This window comes from Chlorogloeopsis fritschii PCC 6912 (genome assembly GCF_000317285.1).
In the GTDB taxonomy this organism is placed as follows: domain Bacteria; phylum Cyanobacteriota; class Cyanobacteriia; order Cyanobacteriales; family Nostocaceae; genus Chlorogloeopsis; species Chlorogloeopsis fritschii.
This window is the reverse complement of record NZ_AJLN01000143.1, coordinates 1-18,026: the sequence shown is the minus strand read 5'-3', so window position 1 is coordinate 18,026 and position 18,026 is coordinate 1. Positions and strand designations below refer to the sequence as shown.

The window sequence follows — 18,026 nt, the reverse complement described above, 5'->3', positions numbered from 1 at the left end:
TTTAGCAAATTGGGTAATAATTTCAAAGAAAGAAGGAATTGGGTATCGGGGATCGGGGATTGGGCATTGGGAATTGTATTTTTCCTATGCCCCTTGCCCTATTCCCTAGCTCCTAGCCCCTAGTCCCCAGTCCCTATTCCTTCATTAGCACGCTGCAAGTTGATGAGATTTTTAACGAATCAAGTCGAAGGAGATATCGGTCTTACCTGCAATATTGCTGCTGCGATCCAACTCATCAAGGATGGTGTTAACAACCCAGTTGAGTAGGTTCAGACCACCTTGGTAGCCAAGGGTGGGATAGCGGTGTAAGTGGTGGCGATCGAAGAGAGGATAACCAATCCGTACCATTGGAATCTTGGTATCGCGCCACAGGTACTTACCGTAGGAGTTACCGACGAAGAAATCTACAGGCTCAGTGAACAGTAAGCTGCGTAGATGCCATAAGTCTTTTTGAATCCAGACAGTTGCTTGCTTACCGAAGGGGCTAGCGCTGAGGATTGCTTCCATTTCTTTCTTGAATTCCTCGTCACCGTTGTTGCAGAGGATGTGTACTGGTTCAGCACCCAATTCTAACAAGAAACTGGTGACGCTATAGATTAAATCTGGGTCACCGTAGATAGCGAACTTCTTGCCATGAATCCACGCGTAGGAATCAGTCATGGCGTCAACTAAACGACCGCGCTCATCTTCTAATTCTTGAGGAATGGGCTTACCAGTCATTTCAGACAGAGTCATTAAGAACTCGTCAGTACCCTTGACACCAAATGGGCGCAGGACTTTGGTTTGTTGTTTCCACTTAGTCTCGATGTATTCACGAGTCTTAGTGGTGGTATAGCGTTGTAGAGCAACAGTTGCTTCAGCGTTGCAAGAATCAGCTGCGTCTTCCAGCTTTGTACCACCTGGGTACATATCATACTCACCAGTGTTGGGAGCATCTAAGTAGTCACTGTTGTCCGCTAAAATAGTGTAATCAATACCCATTAAGCCTAACATCCGCTTTAATTCGCGGTTGTTACCAACATAAGTATCAAAACCAGGGATAAAGTTAATTTTCCCGTTGGTTTTGTCCTTCTTCTTGCCTTCTGTCAAATTGGACAGAATCCCCTTCATCATGTTGTCATAGCCAGTGGTGTGGGAGCCAACGAAGCTAGGGGTGTGAGCAAAGGGTACGGGGAAGTCTTGGGGAATAGAACCAGCATTTTTAGCATTGGTGATAAAAGCACCCAAGTCATCACCGATAACTTCTGCCATACAAGTGGTGCAGACAGCAATCATCTTGGGCTTATAAAGTTGGTAAGAAACTTGCAAGCCTTCGATCATGTTGTTCAAACCACCGAACACGGCTGCATCTTCAGTCATAGAGGAAGATACAGCTGAGAATGGCTCTTTGTAGTGGCGGCTGAGGTGAGTACGGAAGTAAGCAACGCAACCTTGAGAACCTTGAACAAAAGGTAAGGTGCCTTCAAAACCGACAGCAGCAAAGATAGCGCCTACGGGTTGGCAACCTTTAGCAGGGTTGACAGTTAATGCTTGACGGGCAAAGTTCTTTTCACGGTACTCCCAGCCTTTTGTCCATTCAGAAACCCGTTGAACTTCTTCTGGTGAGTGTGCGCCTTCAAACTGCTCGTGCTTGTTCTTGAAGAGTTCTTGGTACTCTGGCTGTTGAAATAGTTGTACGTGATCTACGATTTTTTCGGGATTCTGTGGCATTTGTGTATCTCTCTGTTGCTTGCTGAATGGGTGATGGTGGGTAAGCGGTGTAGGGATAGCCGAGGGGTTGAATCCCGCAGGGAGTTACGAGTGGTGAATGATGAATAATGAATGAAACAAATTATTCCATCCAGCATTCAGCATTCATCATTCTTCCCTTTGTAGCTGGGGTATAAACCCCAGGCTATCCATCTATTTCCCTTTGAATTAGGCAGCGTTAGCCTTAGCTACGGACTTTTTCCAAGGAGCGCCAACTAAGCTCCAAGTGGGGCTGTTGAGAGCCAAATCCATGTCGCGAGCGAAGATGGCGAAGCCGTCATAACCGTGGTAAGGGCCGGAGTAATCCTTTTTGTGGTTTAATGGCTTTCAAGAGCTTAATGTTTGTAGTAAGCAGTGTTAATCATAAACATTGTTTGCTGATGACAAATAAATTTTTAGGCTAAATATAGGCTAATACCACAGCGATGCAAAATCAGGATAAAGACAAGTATCAGCAAGCCTTTGCAGACTTAGAGCTACTGTCATCTACCGACGGCAGTTTTCTTGGCTCAAGTCTGCAAGCAAAGCAACAAAGGGAGCATATGAGAGCAAAAGTACTGCAAGAATTAGAGAAGGTAAATCTGCGTTTGAAGTCTGCAAAGACAAAAGTAACAATTAGGGAATCGAACGGAAGTCTGCAATTACGGGCGACGTTACCAATTAAACCGGGAGATAAGGACACAAGACGAACTGGGAGGAAGCAATACAATCTCAGTTTGAATATTCCTGCTAATCTAGATGGACTCAAGACAGCAGAGGAGGAAGCTTACGAATTAGGTAAGTTAATTGCTCGTAAAACCTTTGAATGGAACGATAAATATTTAGCGAAGGAAGCAATTAAAAAAGATTTAAAAACAATAGGTGAGTTATTAGAAACATTTGCAGAAGAGTATTTTAAAACCCATAAACGTACGACTAAAAGTGAACATACTTTTTTCTATTATTTTTCTCGTACCCAGCGATATACTAATCCTCAAGATTTAGCAACTGCGGAAAATTTGATCAGTTCCATTGAACGAATTGATAAAGAATGGGCTAGATATAATGCAGCCAGAGCCATATCTGCATTTTGCCAGACATTCAATATAGCAATTGATTTGTCTAAATATTCTAGAATGCCTGATCGTAATTCTCGCAACATCCCGACAGATGCAGAAATATTATCAGGAATTAACAAATTTGAAGAATATCTCAATACCAGAGGCAGTCAAGTCAATCAAGATGTGAAAGATAGCTGGCAGCTTTGGCGCTGGACGTATGGAATGTTAGCAGTTTTTGGTTTACGTCCAAGGGAAATTTTTATTAATCCTGACATTGATTGGTGGTTAAGTCCAGAGAATGCAGACTTGACATGGAAGGTACATAAAGATTGTAAAACCGGGGAAAGACAAGCATTACCGTTACATAAAGAATGGATTGATGAGTTTGATTTAAGAAACCCTAAATATTTAGAAATGTTGGCAACAGCAATTAGTAAAAAAGATAAAAGTAATCATGCAGACATAACAGCATTAACACAACGAGTTAGTTGGTGGTTCCGTAAAATTGGATTAGATTTTAAACCTTATGATTTACGTCACGCCTGGGCAATTCGAGCCCATATTTTAGGAATACCAATTAAAGCGGCGGCTGATAATTTAGGGCATAGTGTACAAGTTCACACGCAAACTTATCAGCGTTGGTTCTCTTTGGATATGCGGAAGTTAGCGATTAATCAGGCTTTAACTAAGAGGAATGAAATTGAGGTGATTAGAGAGGAGAATGCTAGGTTGAGGATGGAGAATGAAAAATTGAAATTAGAGATTGAAAAGTTAAAAATGGAGTTACTTTATAAGCATAGTTAATAATTATAATGCGTAATTAATAGATGGTTACGAGTATTTTTTATTATAGAAAATCAAATCTATCTTTTGAGAAGCTAGATAAGATTCAAGAGCCTAGCTTATAGAAAAAATGCGTGTATCCAAATTCTCAATTCAGTAAACTCACCGCAAATTAAGTAAATTTACGGTGTTAATTTTGTAGTAATGCTAAATATCATTGTTTAAAATAGATAATAATTGAACAAAATATGGATGCTAAAACAAAAGCAGAAGCCACTGCGAGGATATAAGCATTGGTGGCGGAGGGGATAACAGTATCGATGGTCTAGCTATCATGGTTAATGATAATTTAGCTTCTTCTACTGAAGAAATAAATGATTTAAAAAAAGTATTAAACAGATTAGATACAAAATTTGTTTTTATACAGACAAAAACATCTAGCAAATTTGATTTGGGACATATAAGTAAGTTTATTCATGGGGTAAGAGACTTTTTCAAAGATAAGCCATCTAGAGCTACAGGTCAGGAAATTAAAGACTTGATAGAATTAAAAAAACATATTTATTCTTTAAGTTTGTATATGGAAGAAAATCCAGTTTGTTATATGTATTATGTTACTACTGGAAAATGATTTCATAGAATTTACACAACAATACAAACAAAACAAAAATCCTAAACCATTTAATCAACCTGTATTAAAACTAAAAACCTAATAATGGTAAACATGAATGTTTGCCCTGAAAAGCTAAAAATATAATATAGGTAATTAGAGTGAAATATGTTTAAACTCTGATTGGCTAGATTATATTGGTGAAATTGATCAAGATTTGATATTAAGTAGAGAATGATGAGGTTGAAAAAAAGCGATCGCCTGAATATGTTCTTGAAGAGCTTGCTTTTGTTCTGGAGTCATCGGTAAGTAAATACACTCGTCTTACTTATCCTGACTGATTTTCGCCCTCTTTGCAAAAAACTGGGATGCTCCCAGCGTTATATCAGTGAAACTGGATCAGCTTGGATCTTGGGTTTATTTGATCCGACTCTCAAAAATGAGGTATTTATTGCTGCAATAACTGGTGTGGAAATTATAGCAGCAATTACGAGGCGATCGCGCAGTGAAAGTATTAGCGCGACAATTTGATATAATTATCAATACTATTACTATCAATATAGAATGGGCACAAAGCCAATCTAACTCCCTTTAATGAGGAAGTCCTAATGGTACAAACTCCATCTAAACCCATAACGTTGGAAGAGTTTCTAAAACTACCAGAAACTAAACCTGCTAGCGAATATATTGACGGTAAAATTATTCAAAAACCAATGCCAAAAGGGAAGCATAGCGCAATTCAAACTGAGTTTTCTACTACCGTCAACGTAATTCTTAAACCTCAACGGATTGCACGGGCATTTTCAGAATTGCGTTGTACATTTGGTGGACGCTCAATAGTTCCAGATGTGTCTGTGTTTACATGGGAAAGAATAGCACGTGACGAAAACGGAGAAGTTTCCAACACTTTTCTGGTAGCTCCAGACTGGACAATTGAAATTTTATCTCCTGAACAAAGTCAGACAAAAGTGACGAAAAATATTCTTCATTGTTTGAATCATGGTACTCAAATGGGCTGGTTAATTGACCCAGATGAACAAACAATTTTTGTCTATCTACCAAAGCAGCAACCAGAAGTTTTTGACCAACCACAGCAAAAACTTCCAGTTCTATCATTTGCTAATAATTTAAATTTGAGTGTGGAGTCTGTCTTTGCTTGGTTATTAGAGTAAAAGCAATGCGATCGCCTTAATAGAACAAAGATAAAGTTGCTGGAGTAAAAAAAGTCCTTCCAGAGGCGATCGCTCTAGTAAGGAGCGTAACGCAATATAAACTGTAGTATACAATTATATAAAATTATGAACACTTATAAAAAACAGTTTAGCGATTAATTCAATTAAATACAAATGTACTAATACTGAAATAATCAACTATTTCAGATATTATGCGCTTCGCTAATGCTCTTGAAGGTGATTATCCACCAAAGGAATACAAAGTTGATCCCCATAACTTTACAGAAGACGATCTAGCAAAGCTGATTTTCTAATTTGTAAAAATGCTAGTGAAACTGAAATCGATTCTTTTCTCAGACACAATCTATCTTTATTATCTTTCACGTCGGCTTTCAATAGGTGGTGCAAGTATTCGTCATCAAAAAATTAATCCTCTTAGGATTAATCCAGCTATTAGCGATTATATTCATCTTATTGCAATGAATTTTGGATGAAATTCCATAATCGTAAAAAAATATAATGACTGAACAAGAACAACAAGCTTTGACTAGATTATTAACAGCCTTTAAACGACGACTTAGTTTGCAAATTTGTCTCTTTCAAGAAATAGTATTTGAATATGGTACAGTAGATGCGATCGTTGAAAATGATTTTTCGCAAGAGATAGTTGTACATGATTACGTTTTCTACTGTTTTACAAAGGCGTGTAAATCATTGATGGCTGTCTCATTACTACTTGATAATAGATTGCCTGAAGATGCGATGATTCTTTTACGCAGCGTTTATGAAAGCTATTTACACATTGTATATGTGCTTAAAAATCCTGAAAGGATAGATGACTTTGTACAAAAAAAGATTGGTCTTTATACAGGACGATTTAAACATCCTGTTTCTAAAAAAAGAAATAAGATGTCTAACCAAGTCATAAATTCTGAAACTGGTGAGATATCAAATTATGGTATAGGTATGTCAACTTTAGTGAACGGAAGTAATTATAAGTTTGATAAAGAAGTACATACAGTTATATTCCCATTTTTGAGTGAGCATACTCATCCCAATATGATTGCCTCTGGTAGCTATCGTAAAGATGATATTTATTACTCATACTGGCAAGCCTCGAATACTTTACAATCTACATTTTTTGCAGTTTATATAAGTACACTGATTCTTAGCGAAGCATTAACATTTGAAAAATTAGTGGAGGCAAAAGAAATTAAGTATCAATGTCGGCAAAGTATAAAACTTTGTGAGCAGTTTCTTGCTTTAGTAGAATGTCCAAATCCATTTGACTCATTTCCTAATAACGTACAAAGTAGGCTAGTTGAACTAGCGGAACATTTAAGTAAGCGTAGGTATACTTATTTAAAACCTTATCCTCAAAGAAAGCAGATAAGTATATAATTAAGGAATTATACAGGTGATCGCTTGATTTCAACCTTGGATTCCTTGATATAAAATCCCTATAATCTTATTTAATTCTTTGATGTAATAATTATTTAAATCAATAAATAAATAAGTACCTTCCAACTTCAAAAATTTCCAAATATCTCCAGTAGTAACCGCACCATAAATAGTTTTAATTTCATTTTCTTCTTGTTCATGAAATATTTGCGCTGCCAACATAGCTGCCATATATTGACCTAAGCCACCTTTAATATTTTCATTTTTAGCTTCAACAATAATCATGACAGGCGCATTAATGGTTAACTGTTCTTTAGAACGACTGATTACAAAATCACAATAACCATTCAATCCTCTCTCAGCATCAACATTAAAATCCATACCATAAAATAAACTAATTTGATAATTAGCCTTACGCCTTACCTCCTGCAATATAGGCGTAATAATCATTTCAGAGCGAGCTTTTTCTGTGTTAATTGCCAATGCTAACTCTGTTGTTTCTTCTAAAGTAGTTGTTAGTTTATCACTTATAGGTACAGGTTCAATATTTGCAAATAAATCATTTTCTTCATCTAGAAAAGTTTTATGAAATTTGCCCTGTGGCTCATAGTCTTAATTTATGTAAAAAGTGTGGTCGTCAATATGAGCCGGAAAAATGTGGTCGTTCTATGTGTAGTCCTTGGACACCACCAGAAAATGCTAAAGAGATTTATCGAGTTAATCACGGTGCAGCAATGTATATTGTGCGACCGGGGCTGGCGGAACTGTGGCTGTTTGATGAATTGATAAAGTTGGGATTGCAGCCCCAGTTGCGGCCTGGTGATGATGCTTATGATTTGCGCATTGAAGTTGCAGGTAAAGTTTTAGCGATAGATGTAAAAGATGCTCGTAGTGCAAAACAACTGGCACGCAGATTAAATACCGATACTATTCCGTCTGAACCAGCTTGGGATGAAGCCTATTTTGTTTTACCACCTTGGCGAGATTCTCAACACTACCGTCATGTGTTGCAAGTCAACCTAAAGCCTAATGTGCCAGTTTTATGGGCAACAGAGTTGCTAACTCGTATCAAAGGAGACATTGCTAAATGAAGGATTCAGGGTGGTACTCACAACTTTATCAAGACCAATTTAAGGAGACATGGCAGCAACTTCAGCGAGATCAGCCGCAAGATGTTTGGTTGAGGTTTGCGGATTTTGTACGTATCGAATTAGCTCTTTATGCTATTGAAACAAAATTTCCAGGCATATCTGCAAAGGATTTTGGATACTTGCTTCAAGGAATCCCTGTCAACTCCCTACAGCCAAAGAAAAAACTGATTAGCCGATTGCGGGGATATCTTCGGCATATTCGCAGTCAGGCAGTATGGCAAGATTTTTTAGACAAATATCTAAACGCTCCAGCTTTTTATAGAGTACGTGGATACGACCTTGATCAACAAGATAGACCAATTCATAGGGGTGTTTCATGTGCGCCTGATAGATTTAATGCCTATGGAAATTTTCTCCAAAATCCCGCTCCGCTCAAAAGACGCACTGAGTATAGACCTGCACCCGCAGGCGACTATATCATTATTGACAGCAATAATAAACCACGCTCAGTCCGAATTAATGAACAATTAGCAGAATGTGGGTTGCGTTCATTACACAACATTGATCTGACATTACGGCAGAGAATTTCTGCTAGAGCGATCGCCATCCCTTTTAATGATTTAATTAGCATTGCAGAAGAATTGGATCAAAAAATTGGCGGCAATTGGGTACATCGCGTACAGGATGCACTGAATGGTCTGCATAAGGTCACAAAATCAGGACTCAAAAAAGCAAACGAACTGCGTTTGAATGGCAAAGAACATTTACTAGGCCCTTGTGCAGCCGGAAAATCAACTGGCTTTGCGGTCGCGGCAATTTGGTTAGAGAGAATAGTTTTCTTTAAGCGATCGCCTTCATCTACTTGCTGTTGCAGACACGGTAAAAAACTTAGCCATCGCTAAATCTACATTTAGAGGGTATTGCTTGAAGCCAAGCTTTATTTAATTGCGATCGCTCTATCCCGTAAATTAATTTTATTAACACGCAATCATCAAGATTTCAGCAAAGCACAGGGATTGTTAATTGAGGATTGGGCAGTTTAATTAGTTTTTGAGTGCTAAGTGCGATCGCCTACAGTGGTAATTTTATTCCATCACATGAACAATTGATAAGGTTATCTAGAAAGTTTCAGTATAATTTGGTGATTGTACAGCAGCAGTTTCTGGGTATTCTCTTCATAAGCATACATTTGCTGAACTACACTGAAACTTAAAAAGTTTTAGAACTGCAAAAGCAAACAGCATCTAGTATTAATGAATATTTGGCAGATATTCACTTTTTAGCGCAATTAAACTTACCATGCTCTATTTTTAAGCAAATACTATGAACTCAGCTACAGTTGGCAATCATTTCGCATCTCCAAGGACAGGTGTAATAGGAAAATTAATTGCTAATTCCAATAATGAATATGATGTAGAGGTCAATAGCCAAGTCTTTAAGTTAAATCAGTCACAGTTTAACAAACTGATACAAGTTCCAGACACTATTCTTCACTTGTTAAACCAACCAGATGAAAGATTATTAGCGACTCATAAACAACTTGTGGATTCTTTTCTTGAAGCAGCTAGGATTTTATACTTCGATGGCAATATGGAATATGAAGTACTTCAAGCATGGCGGGAAAAGCTTGGATTTAAGTACTCTAATGATATATCTTCATTAACTGATCATGGCAACTCATTAGAGTATGGTGGCCTGTATCTGGGCGGAGATTGGAGGGATGACTACGATCCACGTTACTAAATTTTTTTAACTTCATCTTGGGAGGCGAGCTTATCTATCGTATCTCTCCAGTAATATAACAACGTACATTTATTTCAAATAACCTAAATAATTGTTTTTTTGGAATTTATGCGATCGCCCCATTTAATCTAAAAAACGTCATTTAAAATAGTTTTTTAATTAACAATTTTAATTTCACTAAAATTTAACCAAATCCCAAAAACCAGACCAGATAAGAGTTATATTCTCTTAAAGATAAAAAATATATTGTTCCTAAATAACCCTACAACCTGTATTTAGGCTAAAAGTAGACTCATTTTTCTCCCACTGCTAAAAAACCTTATCCTACTGGACATCTGCACACTATCGCCAAGTCCGGAGTAATCCCAAGAGTGCATTTGACGGAAGGGCAAGCCCATCTTCTGGAACACGTACTTCTCTTTGATACCAGAGGCGATCAAATCGGGTTTCTTCGCTTTCACGAACTCTTCAAATTCGTATGCGGTAACGTCGTCGTAGATGATAGTGGCGTTGTCGATGTAGTGGGTTGTGCGCTTATAGTCGTCGTTGTGAGCGAATTCGTAGCCAGTACCAATAACTTTGATCCCCAGGTCTTCAAAAGCGGGAACAACGTGACGAGGACGCAGACCGCCAACATACAGCATAACTGTATTGCCTTCAAGGCGAGGACGATACTTCTCGACGATCGCATTCATTGCCGATGTGTACTTAGCGATCACCTTCTCGGCATTTTCTTGGATCTTGGAGTCAAATTTAGCAGCAATCTCACGCAGAGATGCAGCAATCTTGGTCGGGCCAAAGAAGTTGAATTCCATCCAAGGCATACCATAGGCTTCTTCCAAGCTACGGCAGATGTAGTTCATCGAGCGGTAGCAGTGGATGAGAACTAACTTAGCTGCTGGCCCTTGGATCAACTCGTTAAGAGTACCATCACCAGACCACTGGGCAACAACACGCAAGCCCATTTCTTCTAACAACATCCGGCTTGCCCAAGCGTCACCACCGATGTTGTAGTCACCGATCAGTGCTACATCATAAGGGCCTGGCTCGAAGTCAATTTTGTTTTCTTTCTTAGCTTTGTCAAATTGGGGGAAGATCCAGTCACGGATAGCGTCGTTAGCGATGTGGTGACCAAGAGACTGGGAAACGCCACGGAAACCTTCACAACGCAGAGGTACTACGGGTTTACCAATCTGTTTGGCACTCTTCTTCGCAACAGCTTCGATGTCATCCCCGATTAAACCAATGGGACATTCAGATTGAATTGAGATACCACGGTTGAGGGGGAAGAGTTCTTCAATTTCTTCGATGAGTTTGGTGAGTTTTTTGTCACCACCAAAGACGATATCCCGCTCTTGGAAGTCGGAGGTGAAGTGCATAGTACCGAAGGAATCGACACCAGTTACACCAACGTAGTAGTTACGACGACCAGACCAAGACCAGTAACCACAACCAACAGGCCCGTGGCTGATGTGGATCATGTCCTTAATCGGGCCCCAAACCACACCCTTAGAACCTGCGTAGGCACAACCACGAGCGGTCATTACACCAGGAACAGATTTGATGTTAGACTTAACGCCGCAATCAGCCTTACCTTCTTCGTGGACGTTGAGGTGTTTTTCGCGCTTTTTGCGAGATTTTTCGGGATAGGCTTGGAGAACTTCTTTAATTAGTTCTTTGTGTTCTTCTACAATATTCTTGTTTTCTGGAGGTGTCATAGTCTGCCTCGATTACTCTTAACGGATCGGGAAATAGAAGGATAGAGAAGAGGAGGGGGAGGAGAAGGATGAAGGTTGAAGGCTGAAGGCTGAAATGAAGGGAGAATTTCATACTTCATACTTCACACTTCACACTTTCCTTATCTCCTGATTACGGCATCAGTTATTTGCTGGTAGCTTCAGCAGGCTTACCGATGATTTCTGCGTGCTTGGTATCGTCGTCGAGGATACCGTACTCAATCAACAATGCTTCTAGGTCGTCCATTTCCATTGGTGTGGGAATGGTGAGTTTATCGTTGTTGATGATCTTCTTAGCTAGTGCGCGGTATTCTTGAGATTGGTTGCTGTCGGGTGCGTACTCGTTAACGGTCATACGACGCAATTCTGCGTGTTGAACGATGTTGTCACGAGGTACGAAGTGAATCATCTGGGTGTTGAGTCTTTCAGCCAGGTTTTCGATCAATTCGGCTTCACGGTCAACTTTACGGCTGTTACAAATCAAACCACCCAAGCGCACACCACCAGAGTGAGCATACTTGAGAATACCGCGAGCGATGTTGTTAGCAGCGTACATCGCCATCATTTCACCGGAGGTAACGATGTAGATTTCTTGTGCTTTACCTTCACGGATAGGCATAGCGAAACCACCGCAGACAACGTCACCCAATACGTCGTAGGATACGAAGTCTAAGTCTTGGTAAGCACCGTTTTCTTCCAAGAAGTTGATAGCGGTGATGATACCACGACCAGCGCAACCTACACCAGGCTCAGGGCCACCAGACTCCACGCATTTCACGCCACGGAAACCGGTGAGCATTACTTCTTCTAGTTCTAAGTCTTCTACTGCGCCGCGCTCTGCGGCGAGGTGTAACACGGTGGTTTGAGCTTTGCTGTGCAGCATCAAACGGGTAGAGTCAGCTTTGGGGTCACAACCTACGATCATAATGCGCTGACCCATTTCTGCCATCGCAGCTAGGGTATTTTGGGAGGTGGTAGATTTACCGATACCGCCTTTACCGTAGAATGCGATCTGTCTGATATTCTCAGTCATGATTAATTTTTCTCCTGCTATTGGTTTAGTGGGTAATCGAGAATTTGTTTTAGAGGTTCACGTTGATTGGGTCAGCAGTGACCGCTTGATAGAACGTCGCCAGTGGTTATGGTGGCGATCGCTCTACCACAAAAATAGTTGGAATGTTCAGCATATTTGTCCTTTGTTATTTGCTAATGACCAATAACCAATGACTAGTAACTATTAACTAAACCGCTTCAACGACAATGTCTTGGCTGACGCGATCGCGCAATCTGGATTCGATCGCAATCTTGAGTGTGGCGGTGCTGCTTGAACAAGAACCACAAGCACCTTGGAGAATAACCTTGACGCGATCGCCTTCTACGTCGTACAGTTCTACATCTCCCCCGTCGGCAATCAAAACGGGTCTGACTTCTTCATCTAGTACTCTTTGAATAAGAGCAATTTTTTGCACTGATGTCAATTTGTTTACTGATGTCTGCCCATTGGTATTGGGGGAAGCACTGACAGGGGTAACTGCTTGTTGTTGCACGGATGCAATAATATCATCGATATTTGCCAAACAAGAACCGCATCCGCCACCTGCTTTGACGTAGTTTGTTACATCTTCGGCAGTAGTAAGGTTATTTTCAATAATTACGCGCCGGATTTTTGACTCGCTGATGCCAAAGCAGGTGCAAACTAGCGCTCCTTCGTCATCATCGTCATGAGCTTCTCGCTTGATACCCCGGTAATTATAAATAGCTGATAAGAGCGCTTCTTGTCCCATTACCGAGCAGTGCATCTTTGCTTCTGGCAGTCCGCCAAGATGGCTGGCAATATCTTTATTAGTAACTTTTAGAGCTTCATCTAAGGTTTTACCCTGAATTAGCTCGATTAGAGCTTCAGAAGAAGCGATCGCACTGGTACAACCAAAGGTTTGAAAGCGAGCGTCGAGGATTGTTTCGGTGTCTTGCTCAACTTTGAGGTGCAGTCTGAGAGCATCTCCGCAAGCAATGCTACCTACGTCACCAACAGCAACTTTAACTCCTGGTTCATCCTTGTCTTCTATTACTCCCTGATGTTTGGGATTGTAGAACAAGTCCAATACCTTATCTGTGTAGTCCCACATAGCCTATTTTGGATTTTAGATACTTCGACAAGCTCAGTACAAGTTTTGGATTTTGGATTGGGTATTGGGTATTGGGGATCGGGTATCGGGGGATTGGGAGAAATTTTCATTTACATTCCCCTTGTCTCCCCCTCCTCTTTCTAACCCCTAGTCCCTAGCCCCTAGCCCCTATTACTGCTTGCTCTTGCTCTTGCAGCCAAGCAGCTTCATCACTCTTAAAGGGTGAGAGGGCACGCAGATGCTCGACAATACCGGGCATTACCTCCAGCACAGTATCTATTTCAGCGTTTGTAGTGTAGCGAGAAAGGCTGAAGCGAATCGAGCCGTGCAAAATTGTGTAAGGTATACCCATTGACCGCAGCACGTGGGAAGGTTCTAGAGAGCCAGAGCTACAAGCAGAACCAGACGAAGCACAGATGCCGTGTTTGTTCAGGTGGAGGAGAATTGCTTCACCTTCGATATACTTGAAACCGATATTGGTGGTGTTGGGCAATCTCTGCGTAGAATGACCGTTAACTTCACAGTCGGGAATTGTGGCGATGATAGTTTGCTCTAGGCGATCGCGCAGTTTCTTTTCTCTAGCAGTTGCTTCTTCTATATGTAGCAATTCTAATTCTGCTGCTTTACCTAAACCGACAATTCCCGGTACATTTGGTGTTCCCGAACGGCGTCCGCGTTCTTGTCCGCCACCGATGAGCAGGGGACGGAATCTAACACCACGTCGCACATATAAGGCACCAATGCCTTTAGGTGCATGAATTTTATGACCGGACATGGTTAACATATCAATGGTGCTAGCCTTCATATTCATCGGTATTTTACCGACTGCTTGCACCGCATCGACGTGGAAGAGAGCACCATGCTCTTTCACTCGCATCCCAATTTGTTCAATTGGGAATACCACACCAGTTTCGTTGTTCGCATACATAATCGACACCAGGGCGGTGTTACCAGTCAGCGATGCTTCAAGTTCATTGAGATCCAACTGTCCCTGACTATTTACCGATAAATAAGTAACGGTGTAACCTTGATTTTCCAGTTGCTTGCATAAAGTCAGTACCGCAGGGTGTTCGACTTGAGTGGTGATGATGTGTCGCTTTTGCGGTTGTGCCAACAGTGCGGCTCGAATCGCGGCGTTATCTCCCTCCGTACCACCACTTGTAAAAATCACTTCTGATTCGTCGGCACCAAGTAGGGCTGCTACTTGTTCTCTTGCTTGGTTGACTACTTTGCCAACTTGTCCACCAAAGCTGTGCATACTAGAAGGATTGCCATAATAATCCGTCAAGTATGGCAGCATTGCCTCTACAACTTCTGGATCTACTTTAGTGGTGGCATTATTGTCGAGATAAATACAATTCTTTTGCATTGCTCCAATTCTCTATAACAAGAGCCAAAAACTTTAGATTTTTCTTTTAGCTAACAGTGCGATCAAGGCGAAGAAGAATAGGGAAGGGGAGAGTGAGGGAACAATTCATAAGTATTTCCTAGCCCCTAGTCCCTAGTCCCTAGCCCCTACATTTACGCCATTTGTTGCTGATGCTTTTGTAATTGTTCGGAAAATTTTTGGGAATATAGTTTATACCAATTCTCCCAATAATCTGGTTTTTTATTTAATTTTGCGACTAGGCGATTATAAGTGTTGAACCAGTTTTCCCAGTAATCAGTTGTGACTTTAACGCAGCCATTACCTGTTGGACAACTAGCTTTACACTGAGGCACGGTATAGATGCTATCAACGCAGTTTGTACAAAGATCGGGGTCAATCCAAAGACGATTGTCAACCATTTTGATTGCGCCGGTTGGACATACAGACTGACAAAGCTTACAGGAAATGCACTCGCTGGTTATTTGGTAAACCATGATGATCCTCCATAAAAGAGAGCAAATTGAGGATAGGGTATTGGGTAATGAGTGCTAGATAATTATTTGGTAATGATAGTAGTTAGTGGATAGTGGTTAGTGGAAATTTGACTAATTACCAACAACTATCTAATAACTACTAACTAATAACTACTAACAACTAACTACTTCCTGCACGTATTGCTGGTAATATTCCAGAGCGACTTTTTCTATCGCATCGTAGGTTTCCACTGTTTGTATGCCAGCAGCGTGCAATTTTTCCTTGGGGCATTCGCCAATCTTGGCAACTAATACGGCTTTGCAATCGGCGATCGCTTCGATGATGTTTTCAAGAGTAGCTGTCTCTCCATAGCCACCTTGGCAATAGTGGTCTATTCTGCGATGACCAACATACTGCACTTGTTTGCCATCCACTTCGTATACCTGGAATTCTTTGGCATGACCGAAGTGCTGATTTACTAATCCGCCGCCTTTTGTAGCTACTGCAACCATAATTTTCACGTTGTTTTGTACAGACACGCTATGGCTTGTCTCTACAGACTCTTTGGCTGCTTTGAGTTCTTCTCTAAATTTCTCAATACCTGCGTGAACTTCTTGACGCTTTTGCAAGTCATACTCTGGAGCCATTTCCAAGAATTTATCTTTAGTAAATTCTTGGCTGCGGTCTTCTCCCAATAATCCTACCGCATCGGCACGACACTGACGACAGTGGCGCATCATCTTCATGTTACCAGAGCATTTGTCTTGTACTGCTTTCAGTTCTCTGGGGGTAGGCCCGCGCTGACCAGTAAGTCCGAAGTGGGTACCGTGTTCTGGAGCAGAAATCAGCGGCATGATGTTGTGCAAAAATGCGCCTTTGGAGCGAATTACCTTGTTCACTTCTGCGAGGTGTTGGTCGTTAATCCCCGGAATCATCACGGAGTTCACTTTGCACAAAATATCGGCTTCTTGAAGGGCTTGCAATCCTTCCATCTGCTTTTCGTGCAGAATTTTTACTCCTTCAATGCCTCTGTAACGCTTGCGCTTGTAGTGAACCCAAGGATAGATCATTGCCCCGATTTCCGGGTCAACCATGTTAATAGTGATGGTGACGTGATCTATATTTAGTTGTTTAATGCGATCGATATATTCGGGAAGCATTAAACCGTTGGTTGATAAACAAAGCTTAATGTCAGGTGCTTTGTCTGCAATCAACTCAAAGGTACGAAAAGTCTTTTCTGGATTTGCTAATGGATCGCCTGGCCCTGCTATCCCCAAAACTGTCATTTGGGGAATTTTGCCTGCAATCACTAGTACTTTGTGTGCGGCTTCTTCCGGTGTTAGCAACTCGCTAACTACCCCTGGACGACTTTCGTTGGCACAGTCATATTTGCGATTGCAGTAGTTACATTGAATGTTGCAGGCAGGAGCTACCGCAACGTGCATCCTCGCATAATGATGATGGGCTTCTTCACTATAGCAGGGATGCTTGGCTATACGTTCTTGTAGTCTTTCGTCCACTTCCACGGTGGAACCACTGCTGCATGGGCCGCAACCTTTAGATTTTACTTCAGATCTGATTTCCGTAACTGGGGAGTTGACAATTCCTGTAGAAGGTGGTGTCATTGAATTTCGCTTTGCAAGGGGTCGGTGATGGGAATACTACTGTTTAATGAGCTAGGAATGGAAGCCGCGTCTGTTTTGAGCGCTGCCTACCGGGGTTCGGGGTAGGCTATAAACCCAAGTTTTCTCGGCTGGTGTGTGTCTGCACAAGATGTGGGTGGAAGACAACGCCTACAGCCGCGACTCCGATTTCACAGGGGCATGGTGCTATCTCATCCCTCCACTCACTCATCGCTCCTTGATTGGTGCGTCAAGTGATTGGCGATATATGTTTTATATCAGTCGTAGGAAATAAACCTTAACGTGCAACCAGGATAAGATTTATTAGATTTATTAAGTTTGTACTCAAAATATGAAATCCAGATTCCTAAAGGATTAAAAGAATTGGAAATTTTTTTTTGGGTAGGGGCACTAGTATTTTGGGGTAGAAGTACAAGTATTTATGGAGAAGGGGGCAAGTGTTTTTGTACTCAGATTCAAGCCAGTTCTGGTAAGGCTTTTAAATCAATTTACATTTTTTTTAGCTTGCAAAGCGTTGTACTCAAAGACCCCTCTCAAACCGCCTAGATTAATAATTTTGGAGCGCTTTTTACTTTTGGAAATCTGGAGTAGGTTACGGACTCTACCCCAGAAAATTGCGAAATTCAATTCTGTATCCAACATATCACTTTTTTTTTGATAGAAAATGCAATTTAATTTTTTTTAATTTTTGGAGAGTTAAATAGAACTTGGAATGAGAGAAGCCTTTATTTAAAGCACTTCAAGCAACCTTTACAGACAGAAAATGAGAATTTGTTGCAAAATCTAGGGATGAGGGACTGGGGACACTTGAAGAGGAAGGTGGGACACGGGGACAAGGAGAAGAATTCTCCCCTGAAGCCCTTCTGCTTTACTCCCCCACTCTCTCATACTCCATCCCATTCGTTCATACCAACTAAATACCAACTATTTATAGAATAATCTAAAAAAGGTTGAGCGATCGCATAAGTAGTCGTGCAAAATAAATTATCTATTTAGGCAAGAGGAGAACTCTTAACGGGAAACAGGGAAAAATTAAGGAATACAGCGATTTCAGTCGTGTTGCAAAATGGCTAAATATTTATGCATAGT

Annotated in this window: 17 protein-coding genes and 2 pseudogenes; 9 read left to right on the top strand and 10 right to left on the bottom strand. The window is 40.9% G+C overall.

All coding sequences use genetic code 11. From position 1 onward, the window contains the following. Positions 1 to 171 precede the first annotated feature (171 nt). Positions 172 to 1,710: a nitrogenase molybdenum-iron protein subunit beta gene (nifK, locus tag UYC_RS0131665; protein WP_016872357.1), complete on the bottom strand. Its 1,539-nt coding sequence runs from the start codon at positions 1,708 to 1,710 to the stop codon at positions 172 to 174. A gap of 207 nt (positions 1,711 to 1,917) precedes the next feature. Next, positions 1,918 to 2,064: pseudogene (locus UYC_RS40480) on the bottom strand (nitrogenase molybdenum-iron protein subunit alpha); the annotation flags it as partial. A 110-nt stretch (positions 2,065 to 2,174) separates the two neighbouring features. Here UYC_RS40480 and UYC_RS0131660 point away from each other — a divergent pair. The 3 genes from UYC_RS0131660 to UYC_RS0131645 all read left to right on the top strand — a co-directional run bounded on the left by UYC_RS0131660 (position 2,175) and on the right by UYC_RS0131645 (position 5,354). Further along, positions 2,175 to 3,593, top strand: coding sequence for a site-specific integrase (locus tag UYC_RS0131660; protein WP_016872358.1), 1,419 nt, complete (start codon positions 2,175 to 2,177; stop codon positions 3,591 to 3,593). Positions 3,594 to 3,906: 313 nt separating this feature from the next. Further along, a complete protein-coding gene (locus tag UYC_RS0131655; RefSeq protein ID WP_016872359.1) occupies positions 3,907 to 4,203 on the top strand; it encodes a hypothetical protein in 297 nt (98 codons plus the stop codon). A gap of 587 nt (positions 4,204 to 4,790) precedes the next feature. Next, on the top strand, positions 4,791 to 5,354 hold the full coding sequence (locus UYC_RS0131645) for a Uma2 family endonuclease (protein ID WP_016872361.1): 564 nt from the start codon (positions 4,791 to 4,793) through the stop codon (positions 5,352 to 5,354). On the opposite strand, the gene UYC_RS40095 is transcribed toward UYC_RS0131645, so the two are convergent. After that, positions 5,346 to 5,468 carry a hypothetical protein gene (locus UYC_RS40095; RefSeq protein ID WP_268743973.1) on the bottom strand — a complete coding sequence of 41 codons (123 nt, stop codon included), beginning with the start codon at positions 5,466 to 5,468 and terminating at the stop codon, positions 5,346 to 5,348. The two genes, UYC_RS0131645 and UYC_RS40095, sit on opposite strands and share 9 nt — an antisense overlap. A gap of 405 nt (positions 5,469 to 5,873) precedes the next feature. On the opposite strand from UYC_RS40095, the gene UYC_RS0131635 reads away from it, so the two are divergent. Continuing rightward, positions 5,874 to 6,755, top strand: a complete 882-nt coding sequence (locus tag UYC_RS0131635) for a DUF5677 domain-containing protein (protein WP_016872363.1) — start codon at positions 5,874 to 5,876, stop codon at positions 6,753 to 6,755. Positions 6,756 to 6,785: 30 nt separating this feature from the next. Here the strand turns inward: UYC_RS0131635 and UYC_RS0131630 are convergent. Next, a pseudogene (locus UYC_RS0131630) lies at positions 6,786 to 7,349 on the bottom strand (hypothetical protein); the annotation flags it as partial. A gap of 5 nt (positions 7,350 to 7,354) precedes the next feature. Between UYC_RS0131630 and UYC_RS0131625 the strand changes: the two are divergent. From UYC_RS0131625 to UYC_RS0131610, 4 genes are all read left to right on the top strand, one after another. Further along, entirely contained in the window at positions 7,355 to 7,846 is a 492-nt protein-coding gene (locus tag UYC_RS0131625; RefSeq protein ID WP_235082848.1) for a restriction endonuclease-related protein, read from the top strand. Beyond that, a complete protein-coding gene (locus tag UYC_RS0131620) occupies positions 7,843 to 8,748 on the top strand; it encodes a pPIWI_RE_Z domain-containing protein (RefSeq protein WP_020372336.1) in 906 nt (301 codons plus the stop codon). Before UYC_RS0131625 ends, UYC_RS0131620 begins: the two co-directional genes overlap by 4 nt. Before the next feature lie 18 nt (positions 8,749 to 8,766). After that, positions 8,767 to 8,889, top strand: coding sequence for a PIN domain-containing protein (locus UYC_RS40090; protein ID WP_016879798.1), 123 nt, complete (start codon positions 8,767 to 8,769; stop codon positions 8,887 to 8,889). Positions 8,890 to 9,169: 280 nt separating this feature from the next. After that, on the top strand, positions 9,170 to 9,589 hold the full coding sequence (locus UYC_RS0131610) for a hypothetical protein (RefSeq protein WP_016872366.1): 420 nt from the start codon (positions 9,170 to 9,172) through the stop codon (positions 9,587 to 9,589). Between the two features lie 275 nt (positions 9,590 to 9,864). On the opposite strand, the gene nifD is transcribed toward UYC_RS0131610, so the two are convergent. Together nifD and nifH are read right to left on the bottom strand one after the other, a co-directional pair. Then, the gene (gene nifD, locus UYC_RS0131605) at positions 9,865 to 11,307 is read right to left on the bottom strand and encodes a nitrogenase molybdenum-iron protein alpha chain (protein ID WP_016872367.1); all 1,443 of its coding nucleotides are present in this window, start codon (positions 11,305 to 11,307) and stop codon (positions 9,865 to 9,867) included. A gap of 163 nt (positions 11,308 to 11,470) precedes the next feature. Then, positions 11,471 to 12,361, bottom strand: a complete 891-nt coding sequence (nifH, locus tag UYC_RS0131600) for a nitrogenase iron protein (RefSeq protein ID WP_200862408.1) — start codon at positions 12,359 to 12,361, stop codon at positions 11,471 to 11,473. Here nifH and UYC_RS0131595 point away from each other — a divergent pair. Further along, the gene (locus UYC_RS0131595; protein WP_016872369.1) at positions 12,357 to 12,545 is read left to right on the top strand and encodes a hypothetical protein; all 189 of its coding nucleotides are present in this window, start codon (positions 12,357 to 12,359) and stop codon (positions 12,543 to 12,545) included. The two genes, nifH and UYC_RS0131595, sit on opposite strands and share 5 nt — an antisense overlap. Before the next feature lie 21 nt (positions 12,546 to 12,566). On the opposite strand, the gene nifU is transcribed toward UYC_RS0131595, so the two are convergent. From nifU to nifB, 4 genes are all read right to left on the bottom strand, one after another. Next, entirely contained in the window at positions 12,567 to 13,451 is an 885-nt protein-coding gene (gene nifU / locus UYC_RS0131590; protein WP_016872370.1) for a Fe-S cluster assembly protein NifU, read from the bottom strand. Positions 13,452 to 13,605: 154 nt separating this feature from the next. After that, entirely contained in the window at positions 13,606 to 14,820 is a 1,215-nt protein-coding gene (gene nifS / locus UYC_RS0131585) for a cysteine desulfurase NifS (RefSeq protein WP_016872371.1), read from the bottom strand. Positions 14,821 to 14,972: 152 nt separating this feature from the next. Continuing rightward, positions 14,973 to 15,314, bottom strand: coding sequence for a DUF362 domain-containing protein (locus tag UYC_RS0131580; protein WP_016872372.1), 342 nt, complete (start codon positions 15,312 to 15,314; stop codon positions 14,973 to 14,975). 153 nt (positions 15,315 to 15,467) lie between these two features. After that, positions 15,468 to 16,919, bottom strand: coding sequence for a nitrogenase cofactor biosynthesis protein NifB (gene nifB / locus UYC_RS0131575; RefSeq protein ID WP_016872373.1), 1,452 nt, complete (start codon positions 16,917 to 16,919; stop codon positions 15,468 to 15,470). Positions 16,920 to 18,026: the final 1,107 nt, after the last annotated feature.

Excerpts from the sequence above, each read along its gene's own strand:
- nifD (WP_016872367.1), bottom strand. The coding sequence starts at position 11,307 with ATGACACCTCCAGAAAACAAGAATATTGTAGAAGAACACAAAGAACTA.
- nifB (WP_016872373.1), bottom strand. The coding sequence starts at position 16,919 with ATGACACCACCTTCTACAGGAATTGTCAACTCCCCAGTTACGGAAATC.
- nifK (WP_016872357.1), bottom strand. The coding sequence starts at position 1,710 with ATGCCACAGAATCCCGAAAAAATCGTAGATCACGTACAACTATTTCAA.
- UYC_RS0131580 (WP_016872372.1), bottom strand. The coding sequence starts at position 15,314 with ATGGTTTACCAAATAACCAGCGAGTGCATTTCCTGTAAGCTTTGTCAG.
- UYC_RS0131595 (WP_016872369.1), top strand. The coding sequence starts at position 12,357 with ATGATTAATTTTTCTCCTGCTATTGGTTTAGTGGGTAATCGAGAATTT.
- UYC_RS0131645 (WP_016872361.1), top strand. The coding sequence starts at position 4,791 with ATGGTACAAACTCCATCTAAACCCATAACGTTGGAAGAGTTTCTAAAA.
- UYC_RS0131655 (WP_016872359.1), top strand. The coding sequence starts at position 3,907 with ATGGTTAATGATAATTTAGCTTCTTCTACTGAAGAAATAAATGATTTA.
- UYC_RS0131620 (WP_020372336.1), top strand. The coding sequence starts at position 7,843 with ATGAAGGATTCAGGGTGGTACTCACAACTTTATCAAGACCAATTTAAG.
- UYC_RS0131610 (WP_016872366.1), top strand. The coding sequence starts at position 9,170 with ATGAACTCAGCTACAGTTGGCAATCATTTCGCATCTCCAAGGACAGGT.
- UYC_RS0131660 (WP_016872358.1), top strand. The coding sequence starts at position 2,175 with ATGCAAAATCAGGATAAAGACAAGTATCAGCAAGCCTTTGCAGACTTA.
- nifU (WP_016872370.1), bottom strand. The coding sequence starts at position 13,451 with ATGTGGGACTACACAGATAAGGTATTGGACTTGTTCTACAATCCCAAA.
- UYC_RS0131635 (WP_016872363.1), top strand. The coding sequence starts at position 5,874 with ATGACTGAACAAGAACAACAAGCTTTGACTAGATTATTAACAGCCTTT.
- nifS (WP_016872371.1), bottom strand. The coding sequence starts at position 14,820 with ATGCAAAAGAATTGTATTTATCTCGACAATAATGCCACCACTAAAGTA.